The organism is Parabacteroides sp. TM07-1AC (genome assembly GCF_003480915.1).
Classification (GTDB): Bacteria; Bacteroidota; Bacteroidia; order Bacteroidales; family Tannerellaceae; genus Parabacteroides; species Parabacteroides chongii.
Map to the genome: position 1 here is coordinate 830,229 of NZ_QUKD01000002.1, position 18,442 is coordinate 848,670.

Consider the following 18,442-nt stretch of genomic DNA (forward strand, 5'->3'; position numbering starts at 1 on the left):
ATCGTTTGATTCGACGGGCTTTCTTTTTATCTTCAGTACCGGATCAGATAGAAGACACACGCAGTGTATTCAGCAAATCACGGTTGATCGGTTTGTCATTCTTAATAGCTTTTGAGAACGGAACATATACAATCTGGTCATTCTGTATCCCCATCATCACATTACGCTGGTCATCCAGCAAAGCATCGACCGCACCAACGCCCATACGGGTTGCCAGGATACGATCCTGAGCCGTAGGAGAACCACCACGCTGCAAGTGCCCCAGGATAGACACACGTACATCGAATTGAGGGTATTCAGTTTTCACACGTTCGGCAACTCCCATTGCTCCACCTGTTACTTCACTTTCTGCAACCAATACGATACTACTGTTCTTTGATTTACGGAAACCGTTCTCGATCATTTCAGCCAACTGGTCTTTCTCCATGGATATTTCCGGAATAATGGCAGCTTCCGCACCGGAAGCGATCGCACCGTTCAATGCCAGGAAACCGGCATCGCGTCCCATCACTTCGATAAAGAAAAGACGATCGTGAGAAGTGGCAGTGTCGCGGATCTTATCCACGCACTCCATGATTGTATTCAATGCAGTATCATAGCCGATCGTTATATCTGTACCATACAGGTCATTATCGATTGTACCCGGAACTCCGACGATCGGATAATTAAATTCCTGTGCAAAAATACGTGCACCGGTCAATGTCCCGTCACCACCGATGGCGATCAACGCATCAATACCTTCCTCCATTAACTTGTCATATGCCTGCTTACGGCCTTCGGGAGTTTTGAACTCCATACAACGGGCCGTTTTCAATATTGTTCCGCCACGCTGGATGATGTTACTTACATTTTGTGTCTTGAACTCCTCAATCTCACCTGTAATCAATCCTCTGTATCCTCGGAAAATACCTTTTACTCTCATCCCGTTATAAATAGCGGAACGCGTCACTGCACGGATGGCAGCGTTCATCCCGGGAGCATCACCTCCGGACGTTAAAATACCAATACATTTAATTGTAGACATACCGTCTTTATTTTAAATTATTCGTGGCAAAAATAGTAATTATTTGCCAACAATCTTCCATTTTCACTTAAACTTCATGAAATCTTAACCGTTTGATCAACGGTCTGCATTCAACTCCCGGATACGGACTGCGACCTCTTCCATCAGCCATTTCGGAGTGGACGTAGCCCCGCAAACCCCTACACGGCGGACACCGGCGGGAAGCGGTTCGGTGATCTCTTTCACCTCTGAAATGAAAATGGTATTGGGATTCGCTTTCCGGCATTCTTCCAGCAGCATCTTTCCGTTCGAACTCTTTTTGCCCGCTACAAAATAAACCCAGTCATGGCTGGATGCAAAGGCTTTTATATTCGGCAAACGATTGGCTACCTGACGACAGATCGTGTCGTAATATTCAAAGCGGGTGTCTTCCGCTTTCCGCTTCTGTATCTCTTCCACGATCTTTCGGAATCCGTCCAACGATTTCGTTGTCTGGGAAAAGAGGCAGATATCACGTCCGAAATCCAGACGGTCCAGGTCTTCCGTCTTCTCGATCACGATGGCGGTCCCTTCCGTCTGTCCGACCAGACCGTTCACTTCCGCATGTCCTTTTTTACCGTATATCACCAACTGCGTATGATGTTCACGCGTTTCCTGATAGCATTTATGTATCCTCTTCTGCAATTGGAGTACAACCGGACAGGTTGCATCGACAATCGTTATGTCATTCTGTTTGGCAATCTCGTAGGTAGAGGGAGGTTCGCCGTGTGCACGGAGCAGGACTTTCTTTCCTTTCAGTGTGGAAAATTCTTCATGATCGATGGTACGCAATCCCTGTACCTGAAGACGTTCCACTTCCAGACTGTTGTGCACAATGTCACCCAAGCAATACAATATATCCGTATTGTCCAACTCACGTTCAGCACTTTCGATGGCTGTGACGACTCCAAAACAGAATCCGGAACCTTTATCTATTTCGACTTCAATCATTCCTAAAAACTAATTGATCTCTGCCCTGTTATTCGGCAGCAGCTTTATTATATTGAACAAGAAGCCATGCTTTTTGTTCAGCGATAGTCATGTGCGAGTTATCCAGCACAACGGCATCATCCGCCTGGCGCAACGGACTTTCCTTGCGGGTAGAATCGATATGGTCGCGTGTCTTGACATTATCGAGCACCTCCTCAAAAGATGCCGCTTCGCCTTTCGCCTTCAGTTCATCCAAACGGCGTTGTGCACGTACTTCCGGACTGGCCGTTACGTAAATCTTCAGTTCGGCATCCGGAAAGACAACCGTACCGATATCCCGACCATCCATGATAATCCCTTTTTCTTTCCCCATTTCCTGCTGCATGGCAACCAGTGCACGACGAACAAACCCGAGAGTGGCTACCGGACTTACCCATTTGGCGACTTCCATTCCCCGGATTTCCTTTTCAACCTTCACACCGTTCAGATAAGTATCCGGACGACCGGTCTCCGGATTAAAACGGAGAGAAATATGGATATCATCCATCGATGCCTGAAGCTTCTCTTCATCGATCTGATCGCCTTTGAACAAATTATGCTGGATGCAATACAAGGTTACGGCACGGTACATGGCACCGGTATCGATATAAGTATAACCTATTTCTTTCGCCAAATCTTTTGCCATGGTACTTTTCCCTGTAGAAGAAACACCATCTATCGCAATTACTATCTTTTTCATGCTTACATTTTATTTATTTTCCTAAGGTTTAAAATCGGCGAGTGTTGTCGAAACGCTTACCATCATCGACATGGCTGACGGATGGTATTTAGCAAATGAGACACCGACATCAAACATTTTTATCTTCACACCGGCTCCTGCTGAAAATCCGGACAGACCGTTTCCGCCTCCCTGCAGTTTCATGTCCATCTTCGTTTTCGGATTGAAACCGACACCGATCCAGAAGTTTTCACTGGGGATATAATCGATACCGATCACCAGGTGTTTAAACAATGCTTTCGCAAAATTATCGCCTTTGTAATCAGGATCGGCATTATCTATATAATCGAATTTCCACCGGTTCAGATACATGGCTGTCAGGGACAGCCGCAGAGGGGCATGATTCATCTTTTTGGTAATACCCATCTGAATGTCCCACGGCATTTTCTGACGATCTTCGTAATAAGGCTTCAACTGGGCTCCGATATTTTTCAGAACAACACCGAAAGAAAACTCCTTTTCCGAATTATAATAACTTAATCCGGCATCAAAACAGAGTCCCAATGATGTGTAGATGTCATAGTTTGAATACAGGAACTTCATGGAAACCCCACCTCGCCAACGTTCGGACAGGTCGTATGAAAAGAATCCATTCAGAGCGATATCGTTTGCTGTAAAATCGCCGGTAGGCCGGTTGTGTTCATCCATTCCCTTGAATTTCCCGTTATGGAAATAATGCACCCCCGCTCCCCAGGCACCACGTTCGCGGAAAGCTTTCGTAAACAAAGCGCTCCCCACATTGACATCCGCTATATAATTCATATAATCCAGATTGATCATTCCGTCCATTTCTCCGCCGAGCAGAGCCGGATTGTGAAAGATAAGGGACGGATCCCGTTCTACCAGTGATACGGTATGTCCTCCCAAGGCATTCGCCCGGGCAGAAGAAGGTAAAGTTAAAAATTCAAATACCTGATCTCCGGATTGTGCCGCGACCGATTGTAAAACGAATGAAAAGAGCAATATAATTAATGTATGTCTCATATTTTCTTAAACAAAATGCGTACAAAGATAAAATGCAGTTATAACATATTCCATAAAGAGAAACGGAAAAAACCGAAAAAAGGTATATAAACACCGTTATTTTTATTTTGGTTCAAAAAAAAGTGAAAATATAGAAGTATTTTCGCCTTTTTATCTTGTGATATAAAATAATTTGTATTTTTGCAGCAAAGGAAAACACATCTTTAAACAATTATAGAAGTATGGAAGTTAAGAAATCACCGAAAGCGGACTTGGAAAAGGGCAAAACACTCGGTATCCTGATGGGTATGGTTGTTGGTTTGGCCGTTTTGTTCGTTGGGTTCGAATGGGGAACCCGTGATGTCCAGATCGTCAAAAGCGAAGGCGTGGCTGATATCATCGCAGAAGAAGAAATTGAAATTACAAGACCGGAGGACACGCCTCCTCCTCCACCTCCTCCACCAGCGCCAGCTACTGTAGAACAGCTGAACATCGTGGACGATGACGTGGAACTGGACCAGGTAGATATCATCTCATCTGAGGACGACCAGAGTTCTGCACAGGTAGAAGCCTATGTAGCTCCTGCAGTCGTTGAAGAAGAAGAAGAATCTGCTCAACAGATCTTTACCGTTGTAGAAACAATGCCGGAATTCCCGGGTGGACAGGGTGCTTTATTGCAGTTCCTTGCCAAATCCATTAAATATCCGGTTATTGCACAGGAAAACGGTATCCAAGGTCGTGTTACTTGTTCATTCGTTGTTAACAAAGACGGTTCAATCGTTGACGCAGAAGTGATCCGTGGTGTAGACCCTTCTTTGGATAAAGAAGCTCTCCGTGTGATCAACACCATGCCGAAATGGTCTCCTGGTAAGCAGAGAGGTAAACCAGTACGTGTAAAATATACCGTACCTGTTACTTTCAGATTGCAATAATTATCTTTTTAAACATACTAAAAAAGGCTGCTGTAGATTTGCAGCCTTTTTTATTTCGTCTTATCCCTAATTCAATATTTATATGTTATCCTTCAACGAGATCCTTCAAAAAGTAGAAAGAGAAATATCCCAACTGAGTTTTGACTATCCCCCTAAAAGTTTATACGACCCGATTGAATATATTCTATCGTTGGGAGGAAAAAGGATCCGTCCGGCACTCGCTTTAATGGCCTGCAACCTGTACAAAGAAAATATAGACAATGTCATCAACCCGGCATTAGGTATTGAAGTGTTCCATAACTTCACATTGCTTCACGACGACCTCATGGATAAGGCCGACAAAAGAAGAAACAAACCGACCGTCCATAAAGTATGGAACGATAATACGGCGATCCTTTCCGGAGATGCCATGCTGATCGCAGCTTACCAGTTAATAGGAAAAACAGAGCCGGATTGCCTGAAAGAGGTATTCGACCTGTTCACCGATACTGCCCTTGAAATATGCGGAGGACAGCAATATGACATGGAATTTGAATTGCGGACAGACGTAACCGAACCCGAATACATTGAAATGATCCGGTTGAAAACAGCCGTCTTACTCGCTTGCAGCCTGAAAATCGGAGCAATCATAGGTGGCGCATCCAAAGAAGATGCCGACAACCTGTACGATTTCGGTATAAACATCGGACTGGCATTCCAGCTACAGGATGACTTGCTGGACGTTTACGGAGATACCGCTACATTCGGTAAAAACATAGGAGGTGACATCACCTGCAACAAAAAAACATTCTTATTGATACACGCATTCGAACTGGCTTCACCGGAACAAAAAACAATCCTTACAAGCTGGATCGATAAAACCCAATTTACCCCCACAGAGAAAATAGAAGTATTCACTAACATATATAATGAATTACATCTGAAAGAGATCACGACGGCTAAAATGCAGGGATATTATGATAAGGCAATGGATCATCTATCCAAACTAAGTGTAGCTCCGGAGAAATTGACCATTCTGAAAGATGTAAGTAACCGTTTAATGTACCGCCAATCTTAAAAGATGAAACTCATAGATACGCATAACCATCTGTATTTGGAAGAATTTGATCCGGAACAGGAGGCTTTGGCTGATATTGCCCGGGAATCAGGGATCGACACGATCCTGCTTCCCAACGTAGACATTTCCACCATCAAACGGATGCACGATTTAAGCGATCGTTTTCCGGATTTCGCCTACCCCATGATGGGATTACACCCGACCAGTGTGGATGAACATTATAGCGAGAATCTCAAAATAACAGAATCCTGGCTGGGAAAACGTTTTTACTGCGGAATCGGAGAAATAGGAATTGACTTGTATTGGGACAAAACCTATCTGAAAGAACAGAAAATTGTTTTTGAAGAACAGTTGAAGTGGAGTATCGACCTGGATTTGCCGGTAGCCATTCATACCCGGGAGGCTTATGCAGAAGTGTTAGACAGCATTCACAAAGTCGGTCCGGACAAACTGAAAGGTGTTTTCCACAGTTTTGCCGGTACCACAGATGAACTGGAGGAAATAAAAAAACTGTCCGGGTTTAAACTCGGTATTAACGGAGTCGTTACATTTAAAAATTCCAAACTTTCGGACACCATCAAGGAGAGTAATATCTATAATATTGTATTGGAAACGGACGCTCCTTACCTCGCTCCGGTTCCTTACAGGGGAAGAAGAAATGAACCCGTATATATATGGAAAACGGCAGAGAAGGTAGCGGACACATTCGGCCTTAGCCTTGATGAAACCGTACAAATTACAAGAAAAAACGCATTGGATTTATTTAAAATTCCCAATAAAAAGGCTTAGTTTTAAATTTTCAGGTCAGATGCTAAATTTATTCCGTCAGATATTGTGTATATGTCAAGCAAAAACTTTAGATTTGTGCACTGAAACGTTTGGATATGGGATTTTTTTCGTATTTTGCGCTCGTTTTAGAGGAGACAAAGGCTGAAAATTGGAGAGATGCTCGAGTGGTTGAAGAGGCACGCCTGGAAAGCGTGTATACGCCTAAAGTGTATCGCGGGTTCGAATCCCGCTCTCTCCGCATAAATACCATGGAGGAATTTATTAACAACAAAAATAAAAACAAATAAGAGAATTATTAATCTTAAAAATTAAACACACAATGAAAAAGTATTTTGCAAAAACATTCATGGGTTTATGTGCCCTTGGAATCTCTACCGTAGCATTCGCGCAGGACGCTGCAGCCGGAGCTGAACAAGTTGTTGAAGGTGGTATGTACCAGGCTTTGAAAGTTAAGTTCATCGAAGGTGGTGCAGACTTCATGAGTTTGGTTGCTATCGCTTTGATTTTCGGTTTGGCTTTCTGCCTTGAAAGAATTATTTATCTGAACTTAGCTGAAACTAACGCCAGCAAATTATTAAAAGGTATCGAAGACGCCCTTGATAAAGGCGACGTAGAAGGTGCAAAAGCTATCGCTCGTGATACAAGAGGTCCTATCGCTTCTATCGCTTACCAAGGCTTGATGAGAATTGACCAGGGTATCGACGTTGTTGAAAAATCAATCGTTTCTTACGGTGGTGTACAGGGTGGTCTTTTGGAAAAGAACATGTCATGGATCACATTGTTTATCGCTATGGCTCCGTCATTAGGATTCTTGGGTACTGTAGTTGGTATGGTTATGGCGTTCGACAAAATCGAACAGGTTGGTGATATCAGCCCGACGGTTGTTGCCGGTGGTATGAAAGTGGCTTTGATCACAACAGTAGGTGGTCTTGTTGTAGCTTTGATCCTTCAGGTATTCTATAACTATTTGTTGAGCAAACTGGAAGCTATCCTGAACCAGATGGAAGACGCTTCTATTACTTTGATCGACATGGTTATCAAATACAACCTTAAATTCAAAAAATAATTAAGACTTATGGCAGTTACTAAAATAAGAAAAATATCCAGCTGGACATTACTGATCTCTTCTATTATCAGTATTGTCGTATTGGGTATGTTCTACGCAGGAGGTGTTGTAGACCCTTCTGTTGAAATGAAAGAGCCTATTTATACTGGCTTATTGCTCAACTGGACATCTATACTGTTCTTTGTCACAATTATCAGTACCGTGATATTTGCGCTTTGGCAGTTTACATCATTATTGAAAACCAGTCCGAAATCAGCATTGGCATCTTTGATCGTTGTTGTCTTATTTGCAGCAGTGCTGTTCATCACTTATTCAATGGGTGACGCAACTCCTTTAACAGGATTGAATGCAGATTCACAGGCTTACAACATTCCGTTCTGGTTGAAGATTACAGATATGTGGATTAACTCCACAATTGTTTTGATGGTTTTGATCATCATCGCTGTAGCAGCTGGTTCTGTAAAAAGAATGCTTAATAGATAATAGTAATAAGAATAACGATATAAAACAATTCAAGCGATATGGGAAGAAAAAAGAGAAAAGTGCCCGCAATGAATGCGACTTCTTCAGCCGATATTGCTTTCATGTTGCTTATCTTCTTCCTTATTACTACTTCAATGGACACAGATAAAGGTTTGGCAAGACGTTTGCCGCCTCCTGTACCCAAAGACCAGAAGAAAAATGAAGAAATGGATATCAAAAAGAGAAATATCCTGGTCGTACTGATCAACAGTAACAACCAAATTCTCTGTAATAATGAATTCATTGATATTAAGCAACTGAAAGACAAGGTTAGAGAATTCATTGAGAATCCTTATAACGATGAGCACAAACCTGAAAAGGTTGAAGTAGACGTACCGTATTTCGGAAAACAGATGGTAACTAAAAACCACGTTATCTCTCTGCAGAACGACCGCGGCACTGAATACCAGGCTTACATCGATGTTCAGAACGAATTGGCAAAAGCCTACAACGAACTGAGAGATGAGGTTTCTAAAAAGAAATTCGGTAAAGCTTTCGCTGACCTGGAGGAAGATCAACAAAAGGCTGTGCAGATGATTTATCCGCAAAAGATATCAGAAGCAGAACCTAAAAATTATGGAGGTAAATAATAATGGGAAAATTTAGTAAAGCGGGCGGTAGAGAAATGCCCGAATTAAATACTTCATCATTACCTGACTTGGTGTTTGCCTTCCTGTTCTTCATCATGATGGTAACAACTATGCGTGAAGTTACTTTAAAAGTTGTTTTCCAGGCTCCTCAGGCTACTGAGCTTCAAAAGTTGGAAAAGAAATCATTAGTAACATTCATTTACGTAGGTAAACCAACTCAGGAATTGAGAGCTAAGATGGGTTCTGAAACCCGCTTGCAGTTGAACGATCAGTTCGCAGAAGTAAGCGAAATCGAAACTTACATCGCACAAGAGAAGTCAAGTATGAAAGAGGAAGATCAGCCGTTTATGACTGTATCCATCAAAGCAGATAAAGAGACTAAGATGGGTGTTATCACAGACGTAAAACAGGCTCTTCGTGAAGCATACGCATTGAAGATTAGCTACTCTGCAAGACAGCGTGTTGACTAATTAATTCAATAATAAATAAAAAAGGCAGGACTTTTAGTTCTGCCTTTTTTATTGGAGTAAATTCTACCGGCATTCATTAACGCCGTATACATATCGGTAAAGGTTGTTCTTCACTTCCTCAAAAGACTGTTTCAGATCGAGCTCACCATAGGTCATTAACCGCATTTCCAACAAGGGTTCTCCCGGACGATACGGAGGCTGGAAATAAACATGATCGTCCAGCACATACCCCAAGCGCTCATAGAAGCCTATTCTACGCATACTCATCTCTTCGGTGGGTATTTCTACTTCCAAGACAATCGGAGTGTCACAAAGCGCCATAAACTGCCTCATAGCCTTTCCTCCTGTACCTCCATTACGGGCGGAAGCCTCAATAGCAAAATGCTCCACATAGGAAAAGCCGACAAAACGCCAGGCTGTAATGAAGCCGGCATATTCCTTATCTTTAAACAGCGCGTAAACGCTAAAACGCGATTCATCTTTGACCAACTCTCTCACCAGGGAAAACGCCCGTCGCTCAGCCTCCGGAAAAGAATCATTATATGTTTTTTCTACTTTATCCAACAAAGGATCGGAAAAATCTTTAACCGGCCTGCATTCGATTACCGTACTTGAACTCATACTCTTATAAAATTGATTGATTAATAAAAGAAAACTTACGAAATAAAATAATTGAGCAAATTATTTCGTCTAATTATTATAGTTTACCTATATTTGTATTTAAATGTAATCATACAGAATAACAGAAATACAAATATACAGAAATTATGGCACACCATCAACTGGATGAATTGGATGAAAAAATATTAAAGCTAATTATAGGCAATGCCCGCATGCCCTTCCTAGAAGTAGCCAGAGAATGCAATGTATCAGGAGCCGCTATACATCAGAGAATACAAAAACTTACCAACCTTGGTGTTATCAAAGGATCAGAATTTATCGTGGATAATACGAAAGTTGGTTATGAAACCTGTGCTTATATGGGATTATTCCTGAAATCTCCGGGACAATTTCCTTCCGTGACAGAAGCATTGAAGCAAATCCCGGAAGTTGTAGAATGCCACTATACGACCGGGCAGTACGATCTGTTCATTAAAATATACGCAAAGAACAACCAGCATCTGCTGAATATTATCCATAATAAATTACAGCCATTAGGGCTGGCCCGAACAGAATCCCTGATCTCTTTCAAGGAGGCTTTTAAAAGACAGATACCAATCGATCTGGATGACGAATAAATAGAACTAAAAAAGGCTTTAGAAATTTCTAAAGCCTTTTTTAGTTCTCAAAGTCTCCGGTAATCACCGGAGGAATACCTTTTTAGAAATCTGCATTATTCGGAGTTCTCGGGAAAGGAATCACGTCACGGATATTTGTCATACCTGTTACAAACAATAACAGACGTTCAAATCCCAGACCAAAGCCGGAATGAGGTGCTGTACCGAAACGACGGGTATCCAGATACCACCAGATATCTTTTTCAGGTACACCCATTTCTTTTGCACGTCTCGACAGTTTTTCGTAATCTTCCTCACGCTGTGATCCGCCGATAATCTCACCGATCTTCGGGAACAATACATCCATGGCACGAACTGTCTTTCCATCCTCATTCTGCTTCATATAGAAAGACTTGATCTCTTTCGGATAATCAGTCAGGATAACCGGACATTTGAAATGTTCTTCCACCAAATAACGTTCATGCTCTGAAGCAAGGTCTGCTCCCCAATAGATCGGAAATTCAAACTTATGTCCTTTAGCCACAGCATCTTCCAGGATCTTGACCCCTTCCGTATAAGGCAGACGGATAAAGTCATGTTTCAAGACGAATTGCAGGCGTTCGATCAATTCCTTATCAAACATATTGTTCAGGAACTGGATATCTTCCATACAGTTATCCAAAGCCCACTGCACACAATACTTGATAAAGTCTTCAGCCAGCTGCATGTTTTCCGCAATCTCATTAAATGCTACTTCCGGCTCGATCATCCAGAACTCTGCCAGGTGGCGTGGAGTATTGGAGTTTTCTGCACGGAATGTCGGTCCGAAAGTGTAAATCGCTCCCAAAGACATGGCAGCCAATTCGCCTTCCAGCTGACCGGAAACCGTCAAGCTAGCCTGCTTTCCGAAGAAATCATCCTCGTAAATGATAGAACCGTTCTCGTCTTTCTTCAAATCATACAGATTCATCGTCGTTACCTGGAACATCTGTCCGGCACCTTCGCAGTCTGAAGCTGTAATGATCGGTGTATGGAAATAGAAGAAACCTCTTTCATGAAAGAACTTATGAATAGCGATCGCCATATTGTGGCGAATGCGGAACACAGCACCAAACGTATTGGTACGCGGACGCAGGTGCGCTATTTCACGAAGGAACTCAAGCGAGTGACCTTTCTTCTGCAGCGGATAAGTAGCGGGATCAGCAGTACCGTAAATCTGAATTTCAGCAGCCTGTATCTCCACATTCTGACCCTGTCCCTGTGATTTGACCAATTCACCGTTCACACTGATACAAGCGCCGGTAGTAATCGGTTTAAGGAACTCTTCACCCAATTTTTCCACATCCACAACGATCTGAACATTATTTATTGTAGAACCGTCATTCAGCGCAATAAAGCTAACCTGTTTACTACCACGACGGGTACGAACCCACCCCTTCACGTTAACGGTCGTACCGTAAGCCTCGCTTTTCAGTACATCTACAATTTTTGTTCTAGTAATTGTTTCCATGTTTATATGTTTATTCTTAGATAATCAAAACAAGATAGCCGGTATTGACTACCGGCTAATCTTCGTATTATTCAAAAGCACCCATTCGAAGCGCGTTCACCTCACGTTCGTTCAGATAACGCCATTTTCCACGTCCGAGCATCTTTTTAGTCAATCCGGCAAAATATACACGATCCAGCTTCGTTACATGATATCCCAGCGATTCAAAGATACGACGTACGATACGGTTACGTCCCGAGTGGATTTCGATACCCACCTGACTCTTGTCGTCTTCGCTGGCATAGCTGATTGCATCTGCATGGATTTCACCGTCTTCCAGTTCCAGTCCGTTAGCAATCTTTTCCATGTCTTCGATAGAAACGTTCTTATCCAACCAAACGTGATAAATCTTCTTTTTCTTGAATGACGGGTGAGTCAGCTTTGAAGCCAAGTCGCCATCATTAGTAAGAAGCAATACACCGGTTGTGTTACGGTCCAGACGACCTACCGGATAGATACGTTCCTGGCAAGCATTCTTCACCAGATCCATAACGGTAAGACGTTCCTGAGGATCATCCGACGTAGTCACACAGTTTTTAGGTTTGTTCAATACGATATACACCTTGCTTTCGATCTGTACCGGTTTATCGTTGAATTCTACCTTATCCTGACGGGTGATCTTTGTACCCAGTTCAGTAACTACTACATCATTTACTTTTACAGCACCAGCTGTGATAAATTCATCTGCTTCACGACGTGAACAAACTCCAGCATTAGACAAGAACTTGTTCAGACGGATCGGTTCGTTAGGGTCAGCCAATACTTCCTTATACTTCAACTGTTTCTGGAAGTTGTACTTGGCATTCGGGTTGTAATCGTTTGTACGACGTTGTTGCGGACGTCTGTTTCCGTATCCACCGCCATTGTTTCCATATCCGCCACCGCGATTATTGTTACCGTATGAAGGTCTGCCGCCACCGCGATTATCGCGAGAGTCGTAAGAGTTGACACGAGTATCACCTACTCTAGGTCTTCTTTTCTTCATACCGTCGCCGGTTGCATCTCCTTCCGGAGAAGCGGAATAGGCTCTGCCCGGTCTTTCGTCATAGTTAGGACGAGAAGGACGGTTGAAACCGCCGCCGCCACCATACGAACGATCGTTGTTTCCATAAGAACGATCATTGTTACCATAAGAGGGGCGATTGTTACCATAAGAAGGACGGTTGTATCCGCCTTCACGGTTGTTGCTGTAACCACCCCGATTGTTGTCGCGGTTGTTGTAAGAAGGTCTGCTGTTATAACCGCCACCTTCACGGTTGTCATACGTCCGAGGACGACTCGGACGGTCTCCGTAAGATGAGCGGTTATCCCCATAAGAATTATAACCACCGCGGTCATCCCGGCTTGGGCGGTTATATGGTCTCCGTTCATAGTTGTTTCCCTCAGGTCTGCTGTAACCTTGATTGTAAGGTCTTCTTTCACCTTCCTGATCTGTGTTTTCCCGTCTGATACTTGGTATCACCTTTCTAGGACGCGGTTGAGATTCTTCTCTTTCTTCTGTGCTCATTGTTGTAAATTAATAAATAATTAACTAATTGGTAACCTCACGGCTACACGCTTATTTTCACACTAAATACCTGTATAATTATGAGGCGTAATCGCCTTTAATTCTGCTTTTACTGCATCACTAACCTGCAGCGTTTCAATAAAGTCACTGATTGATTTCTCAGTGATTCCCTCATTTGTCCGGGTTAAGGCTTTCAAGGCTTCGTAAGGCTTCGGATAACCTTCACGACGCAAAATGGTCTGAATACCTTCAGCTACGACAGCCCAGCAATTATCCAGATCCCGGTACAGAGCGTTCTCATTTAATAACAGTTTACCCAGCCCTTTTGTTAAGCTTTTGAATGCGATTTCGATATGAGCCAAAGGCACACCCACGTTACGCAACACGGTAGAGTCTGTCAAATCTCTCTGCAGACGGGAGATCGGCAACTTCGTAGCCAGGTGCGTCAGGATAGCATTCGCCATGCCCAGGTTACCTTCTGCATTTTCAAAATCGATCGGGTTCACCTTGTGAGGCATTGCCGATGAACCGACTTCACCCGCTTTGATCTTCTGTTTGAAGTATTCCATAGAGATATACTGCCAGAAGTCACGATTCAGGTCGATCAACACTGTATTGACACGTTTCAAACCGTCGAAAATAGCTGCCAGATTATCATAGTTCGAAATCTGTGTAGTCCATTCCTCACGGCTCAGTCCCAGCACTTCATTCACAAACTTATTACCGAATGCTTTCCAGTCATATTGCGGATAAGCGACATGATGTGCATTGAAATTACCGGTTGCACCACCAAACTTGGCAGAAACAGGGATTGCTTTCAACAAAGCTACCTGCTGTTCAAGACGATAAACAAACACCATAATCTCTTTTCCCAGACGGGTGGGAGAAGCCGGCTGTCCGTGTGTCTTTGCCAACATGGAAACATTACTCCAATCTTCGGCATACTTCTTCAACATATCGATCACTTCCTGAATACCCGGATAATACACTTCATCTAAAGCATCCTTGATAGACAAGGGTACAGAAGTATTATTGATATCCTGTGAAGTCAATCCGAAATGAATAAATTCTTTATAGTCCTGTAAGTTCAGCAAGTCGAATTTCTCTTTGATAAAATATTCAACAGCCTTTACATCATGGTTCGTTACGCTCTCGATCTCCTTGATACGGGTTGCGTCTTCCAGACTGAATTCCTGATAAATTTTACGCAACGCTTCTTTATTCTCCACTGTAGCCAGGCTATTTAACTGTGGAAGATATTCAGCAAGAGTAATAAAATACTCTATTTCTACTCGCACCCTGTATTTAATAAGTGCATACTCTGAGAAGTAAGCCGCCAGGTTTTCGGCTTTATTTCTATATCGTCCATCTACGGGCGATATGGCAGTTAGTGTTGAAAATACCATACTCATTTAGTTTATACACCTATATCCCTGAGTGTCCGGGCGATATGCCAACGATATCGAATACATATATACATTAATAATATAGAGTTGCAAAGTTACTACATTTCTTCAGATTAAATGGTAGTAATGAATTTTTTTTCAACTTTTTCATCGAAACATTTGGAGGTAATAAAAAAAGCCGTATCTTTGCAGCGCTTTAGAGAGATAAGGCGTACAAAACTTACTGAAGTAATGAAAGGGCGTTTAGCTCAGCTGGTTCAGAGCATCTGCCTTACAAGCAGAGGGTCGGCGGTTCGAATCCGTCAACGCCCACCAAAAGAAAAGTCCGTTAGTCGAATGATTAACGGACTTTTCTTTCTATAATCACATATTCAAAAAGGACCACTGATTTTAAACCAGCAGTCTCCTTCACCATCTGAGAAACAGTAGTGCCAATCAGCTAAAAACGATCGTTATCCTGAATAGCTCATCCTCCGGATAATCGTACTGAACATGGAATTCGTTTTTATCACAGATTGATTTTACGATATTCAAGCCCAAGCCCAACGATTCTTCAGACTTATTATGAAAAGTGATCCGGTTAAACAAATTTGCCTCATTTCTCAATCCGCCTCTACATGTGTTGCTGATAACCAACCGGGAATTATCCAGGAACAGATCGATCCGGCCCTGAGGCAAATTATGCCGGATTGCATTACTAAGCAGGTTAGACAGCAATATTTCCGCCAAATTTGAATTCATAAGCAAAAGGCATTGAGACACAGATGTTTCAACCATAAGTTGTTTGGCTTCAAACAGTTCGTCGAGGTCATTCAAATACACAGCCAATAATTCATCCAGGCGAATATTTTCCTTTTCCGCATATTGGTTATTATTGATCCGGGTGATCAGAAGCAAAGACTTGTTCAGCCGAGACAGACGGGAAACAGCTCTTGAGATAGCCCTGACGGAATTTTCATTATCCTTATCCTGCATCAACAGAGGGCTCTGCATCAGCAAGTCCATCTTCGATTTGATGATGGATAAAGGGGTCTGCATCTCATGGGAGGCATCCTCCGTAAAAAGACGAGAGTTTTCGTAGTCGGCATTGATCTTATCGACCATACGCAAAATCACTTCGTTCATTTCATCTAATTCTTTGATACCCGGATTCTCCAACAGCAATACCGCATTCGCCTTCAAATCATATTCATGTAACTTCTGAAGGTTATAATTCAAAGGAGACCATACATTCTTTTTCAGAAGATATTCAATTACATAAGTAAACAAGACAAACAAGGCAAATAACAATAAAAGAGAAGTGACAATAGCGTAAAACAAATCATTCGAAATGACTGTCGGCTGATTGATTGTGATCAAGTGACGCTCGTCTTTATAAGAAACAGTAAAAAACAACTGGCGGTACGGAGTGAAAGTTCCGGTATCCTCGCTATACATAACGGTATCCCTGTACATTTCATCCGGAAATAAGCCAGACGCCTCAATAGCTTCAACTTCTATTCTGGCAGGTTTCAATACCAAGGTAGAAGCTAAAGGTAACGTATCATTTTGAGCAATGTAATTCTCGATCTTTGCCTTTTGATCCTTCAACATCTGGTCACTCGAATAATGAATAAAAAAGCGAAAGATCAGATAATGGGAAACACTCCCTATCAAAAGAACGACCAGGATGGATATAAAAAGATATTTCCGTATCAATTTAATCAGGCTCATCACTCTGAAAATTTATATCCGATACCATACACCGACTTGATGTAATCGCCGCTCCCATTATCCATCAGTTTCTTCCGGAGATTCTTGATATGATTATAAATAAAGCTGAACGAATCGGCAGACAGACTCATATTATCTCCCCACAAATGTTCGGCTATATCCTCCTTACTCAGTACTTTATCTTCATTCATTATAAAATAAAGCAACAGGTCGTACTCTTTACGGGTCAATACGACCTCCAGTCCGTTCACATAAAGCCGGCGATTATCGAATTCGATGGTCAACTCGTTAAATCTTCTAATATTCGTTCCCTTTAATCCGCGACGGCGTATAATGGATTTAATACGTGCATTCAGTTCCGAAAGATGGAAAGGCTTGGTAAGATAATCATCTGCACCAATATCCAGACCTGTCAGTTTATCATCCAAAGAATTTCTGGCGGAGATAACAATAATACCCGCATCCTTATTCTTCCTTTTCAATGTACGAATAATATCCAGTCCGCTCCCACCCGGCAGGTTTATGTCTACAACGACACAGTCATAGTCATACATCTCTATTTTCTCTTCCGCCGTTTGAAAAGAAGTCACGCACTCTACCGTAAATGCTTCCGACAACAGAAAGTCTCTGACAGACTCCAGCAAATCGACTTCATCTTCTATAATTAACAGATTCATAACGCCTTTCACTTTGATTCCAAGAACAAAGTTACTCAATAATAATTAAAAAAAAGCTACTTCTTAATAACACGTCCTTCGCTATCAAATACCAAACTTCTATAATAGGGATGATGCCCATCTCCGTCAAAGCGGATCTTCAGAAAATAATTACCATTGTTCTTCCTCTTGGAAAGAAGGATCGTATAATCCGGATAATTCTTTTCCAGATACTTCACTATAGCTTTCGGTAGCTCCTTGGGCGAAATATTCCCTTTACGATACTTTCCGGCATGTTCATACCGATAATCTATCCTACTCACACTCGCTTCGCTGATCCCGTTCAAGCTAAACATTACCAGCATAAAAAATATCAACTTTCTCATATCCTCCTAAATTTATACCTCAAATATATAGGGGGATTCTGTAGTAATTCTGTATTTGCAGGATAAAATAACAGGCAGAAGCCGGTTGTTTATCTTCTTTTTTTCGACAATGGTATCGAGATCAAGCGGTCTATCGAATATTTGCCCGGCCCGGTAATATACATTAATATAAATACAACCAGATAAATAAAAGCCAACTCTTTCACCGCAAACGCATCATTGCCGTGAATAACGAAGAATGCCATACACATGGTAAAGATCATCGGGATCATAGCCAATCGATACAATGCACCAAAAATAAAACCTATTGAACAAGCCAACTCACCAAAAATAGCAAGCCCTAACGAAACCTGGCTACCTACACCCAGCGGATCGGGAAAAACGGCAGACATCTCGGTATAGTTAGTCCATTTCTGGATACCATGAGATAACAACAATCCTCCGAAAAGGATACGCAATGCCAATAACAACAGTGAAATAGCTGTACCGTCCGGCTTAGACGGAAATAAAAATCTGTATATCGCCAACATATTATTCAGTTTTTACATAAGATTAATAACTTATATATAAAACAAAGGAAATAAAAAAATGTTCATTACCCCTTACATCCTAAGACATCCACTACCGACGATAATACAGAAGTTACCCAACTCACCCAATTGAACGATACGTATGACAGCAAAAACAGCAAAAAGCAACGAGTATTTAGATGTATACGATGATTCTCAATCCCAAACATTCAACAGCCTATCAACCATTACTCTCCCGTTGCTTTTCGGAAATCTAAACTTTTAAAATCTTTATTCTATAGCAATCTTTTCAAATAGTTCATACAAGTCATCCGTATCTGCTCTTGCATATCGGATTTT

General features: G+C 42.1%; 20 protein-coding genes and 2 tRNA genes. 10 read left to right on the forward strand and 12 right to left on the reverse strand.

Translation table 11 applies throughout. The features are described from left to right. Positions 1 to 43 precede the first annotated feature (43 nt). From pfkA to porQ, 4 genes are all read right to left on the reverse strand, one after another. Positions 44 to 1,024: a 6-phosphofructokinase gene (gene pfkA / locus DXD68_RS07750; protein ID WP_122361040.1), complete on the reverse strand. Its 981-nt coding sequence runs from the start codon at positions 1,022 to 1,024 to the stop codon at positions 44 to 46. A gap of 96 nt (positions 1,025 to 1,120) precedes the next feature. Next, complete coding sequence (locus DXD68_RS07755; protein WP_122361041.1) at positions 1,121 to 1,993, reverse strand: 4-hydroxy-3-methylbut-2-enyl diphosphate reductase; 873 nt, start codon at positions 1,991 to 1,993, stop codon at positions 1,121 to 1,123. A gap of 28 nt (positions 1,994 to 2,021) precedes the next feature. Continuing rightward, complete coding sequence (cmk, locus tag DXD68_RS07760) at positions 2,022 to 2,711, reverse strand: (d)CMP kinase (protein WP_122361042.1); 690 nt, start codon at positions 2,709 to 2,711, stop codon at positions 2,022 to 2,024. Between the two features lie 21 nt (positions 2,712 to 2,732). Continuing rightward, positions 2,733 to 3,734, reverse strand: coding sequence for a type IX secretion system protein PorQ (gene porQ, locus DXD68_RS07765; protein WP_122361043.1), 1,002 nt, complete (start codon positions 3,732 to 3,734; stop codon positions 2,733 to 2,735). A gap of 221 nt (positions 3,735 to 3,955) precedes the next feature. Here porQ and DXD68_RS07770 point away from each other — a divergent pair, with 221 nt between their 5' ends. The 8 genes from DXD68_RS07770 (at position 3,956) to DXD68_RS07805 (ending at position 9,139) form a co-directional block, all read left to right on the forward strand. After that, positions 3,956 to 4,645 (forward strand): energy transducer TonB, encoded by a 690-nt coding sequence (locus DXD68_RS07770; protein ID WP_122361044.1) that lies wholly within the window; start codon positions 3,956 to 3,958, stop codon positions 4,643 to 4,645. A gap of 82 nt (positions 4,646 to 4,727) precedes the next feature. Beyond that, the gene (locus DXD68_RS07775; RefSeq protein ID WP_122361045.1) at positions 4,728 to 5,702 is read left to right on the forward strand and encodes a polyprenyl synthetase family protein; all 975 of its coding nucleotides are present in this window, start codon (positions 4,728 to 4,730) and stop codon (positions 5,700 to 5,702) included. 3 nt (positions 5,703 to 5,705) lie between these two features. Further along, entirely contained in the window at positions 5,706 to 6,491 is a 786-nt protein-coding gene (locus DXD68_RS07780; protein WP_122361046.1) for a TatD family hydrolase, read from the forward strand. 150 nt (positions 6,492 to 6,641) lie between these two features. Next, positions 6,642 to 6,729: transfer RNA gene (locus DXD68_RS07785), tRNA-Ser, on the forward strand. Between the two features lie 81 nt (positions 6,730 to 6,810). Then, positions 6,811 to 7,557, forward strand: coding sequence for a MotA/TolQ/ExbB proton channel family protein (locus DXD68_RS07790; protein WP_122361047.1), 747 nt, complete (start codon positions 6,811 to 6,813; stop codon positions 7,555 to 7,557). Between the two features lie 9 nt (positions 7,558 to 7,566). Beyond that, the gene (locus DXD68_RS07795; protein ID WP_122361048.1) at positions 7,567 to 8,040 is read left to right on the forward strand and encodes a hypothetical protein; all 474 of its coding nucleotides are present in this window, start codon (positions 7,567 to 7,569) and stop codon (positions 8,038 to 8,040) included. Between the two features lie 38 nt (positions 8,041 to 8,078). Then, a complete protein-coding gene (locus tag DXD68_RS07800; protein ID WP_122361049.1) occupies positions 8,079 to 8,669 on the forward strand; it encodes a biopolymer transporter ExbD in 591 nt (196 codons plus the stop codon). 2 nt (positions 8,670 to 8,671) lie between these two features. Next, positions 8,672 to 9,139 (forward strand): ExbD/TolR family protein, encoded by a 468-nt coding sequence (locus DXD68_RS07805; protein WP_122361050.1) that lies wholly within the window; start codon positions 8,672 to 8,674, stop codon positions 9,137 to 9,139. A 63-nt stretch (positions 9,140 to 9,202) separates the two neighbouring features. On the opposite strand, the gene DXD68_RS07810 is transcribed toward DXD68_RS07805, so the two are convergent. After that, a complete protein-coding gene (locus DXD68_RS07810) occupies positions 9,203 to 9,760 on the reverse strand; it encodes a GNAT family N-acetyltransferase (protein ID WP_122361051.1) in 558 nt (185 codons plus the stop codon). A gap of 146 nt (positions 9,761 to 9,906) precedes the next feature. Here DXD68_RS07810 and DXD68_RS07815 point away from each other — a divergent pair, with 146 nt between their 5' ends. Beyond that, positions 9,907 to 10,377 carry an Lrp/AsnC family transcriptional regulator gene (locus tag DXD68_RS07815; RefSeq protein WP_122361052.1) on the forward strand — a complete coding sequence of 157 codons (471 nt, stop codon included), beginning with the start codon at positions 9,907 to 9,909 and terminating at the stop codon, positions 10,375 to 10,377. 82 nt (positions 10,378 to 10,459) lie between these two features. Here DXD68_RS07815 and asnS read toward each other — a convergent pair whose 3' ends face one another. From asnS to purB, 3 genes are all read right to left on the reverse strand, one after another. Next, positions 10,460 to 11,866 carry an asparagine--tRNA ligase gene (gene asnS, locus DXD68_RS07820; protein WP_122361053.1) on the reverse strand — a complete coding sequence of 469 codons (1,407 nt, stop codon included), beginning with the start codon at positions 11,864 to 11,866 and terminating at the stop codon, positions 10,460 to 10,462. A 67-nt stretch (positions 11,867 to 11,933) separates the two neighbouring features. After that, the gene (locus DXD68_RS07825; RefSeq protein ID WP_122361054.1) at positions 11,934 to 13,412 is read right to left on the reverse strand and encodes a pseudouridine synthase; all 1,479 of its coding nucleotides are present in this window, start codon (positions 13,410 to 13,412) and stop codon (positions 11,934 to 11,936) included. A gap of 62 nt (positions 13,413 to 13,474) precedes the next feature. Further along, entirely contained in the window at positions 13,475 to 14,818 is a 1,344-nt protein-coding gene (gene purB, locus DXD68_RS07830) for an adenylosuccinate lyase (RefSeq protein WP_122361055.1), read from the reverse strand. Positions 14,819 to 15,055: 237 nt separating this feature from the next. On the opposite strand from purB, the gene DXD68_RS07835 reads away from it, so the two are divergent. Then, positions 15,056 to 15,133, forward strand: a tRNA-Val gene (locus tag DXD68_RS07835). A 120-nt stretch (positions 15,134 to 15,253) separates the two neighbouring features. Here DXD68_RS07835 and DXD68_RS07840 read toward each other — a convergent pair. The 4 genes from DXD68_RS07840 to DXD68_RS07855 form a co-directional block, all read right to left on the reverse strand. Continuing rightward, positions 15,254 to 16,531: a sensor histidine kinase gene (locus DXD68_RS07840; protein WP_122361056.1), complete on the reverse strand. Its 1,278-nt coding sequence runs from the start codon at positions 16,529 to 16,531 to the stop codon at positions 15,254 to 15,256. Next, the gene (locus DXD68_RS07845; protein WP_122361112.1) at positions 16,531 to 17,208 is read right to left on the reverse strand and encodes a response regulator transcription factor; all 678 of its coding nucleotides are present in this window, start codon (positions 17,206 to 17,208) and stop codon (positions 16,531 to 16,533) included. The genes DXD68_RS07840 and DXD68_RS07845 overlap by 1 nt, the downstream gene beginning before the upstream one ends. Positions 17,209 to 17,264: 56 nt before the next feature. Next, positions 17,265 to 17,573 (reverse strand): hypothetical protein, encoded by a 309-nt coding sequence (locus DXD68_RS07850; RefSeq protein ID WP_147382983.1) that lies wholly within the window; start codon positions 17,571 to 17,573, stop codon positions 17,265 to 17,267. Between the two features lie 89 nt (positions 17,574 to 17,662). Further along, positions 17,663 to 18,103: a DoxX family protein gene (locus tag DXD68_RS07855; protein ID WP_122361058.1), complete on the reverse strand. Its 441-nt coding sequence runs from the start codon at positions 18,101 to 18,103 to the stop codon at positions 17,663 to 17,665. Between the last annotated feature and the right edge of the window lie 339 nt (positions 18,104 to 18,442).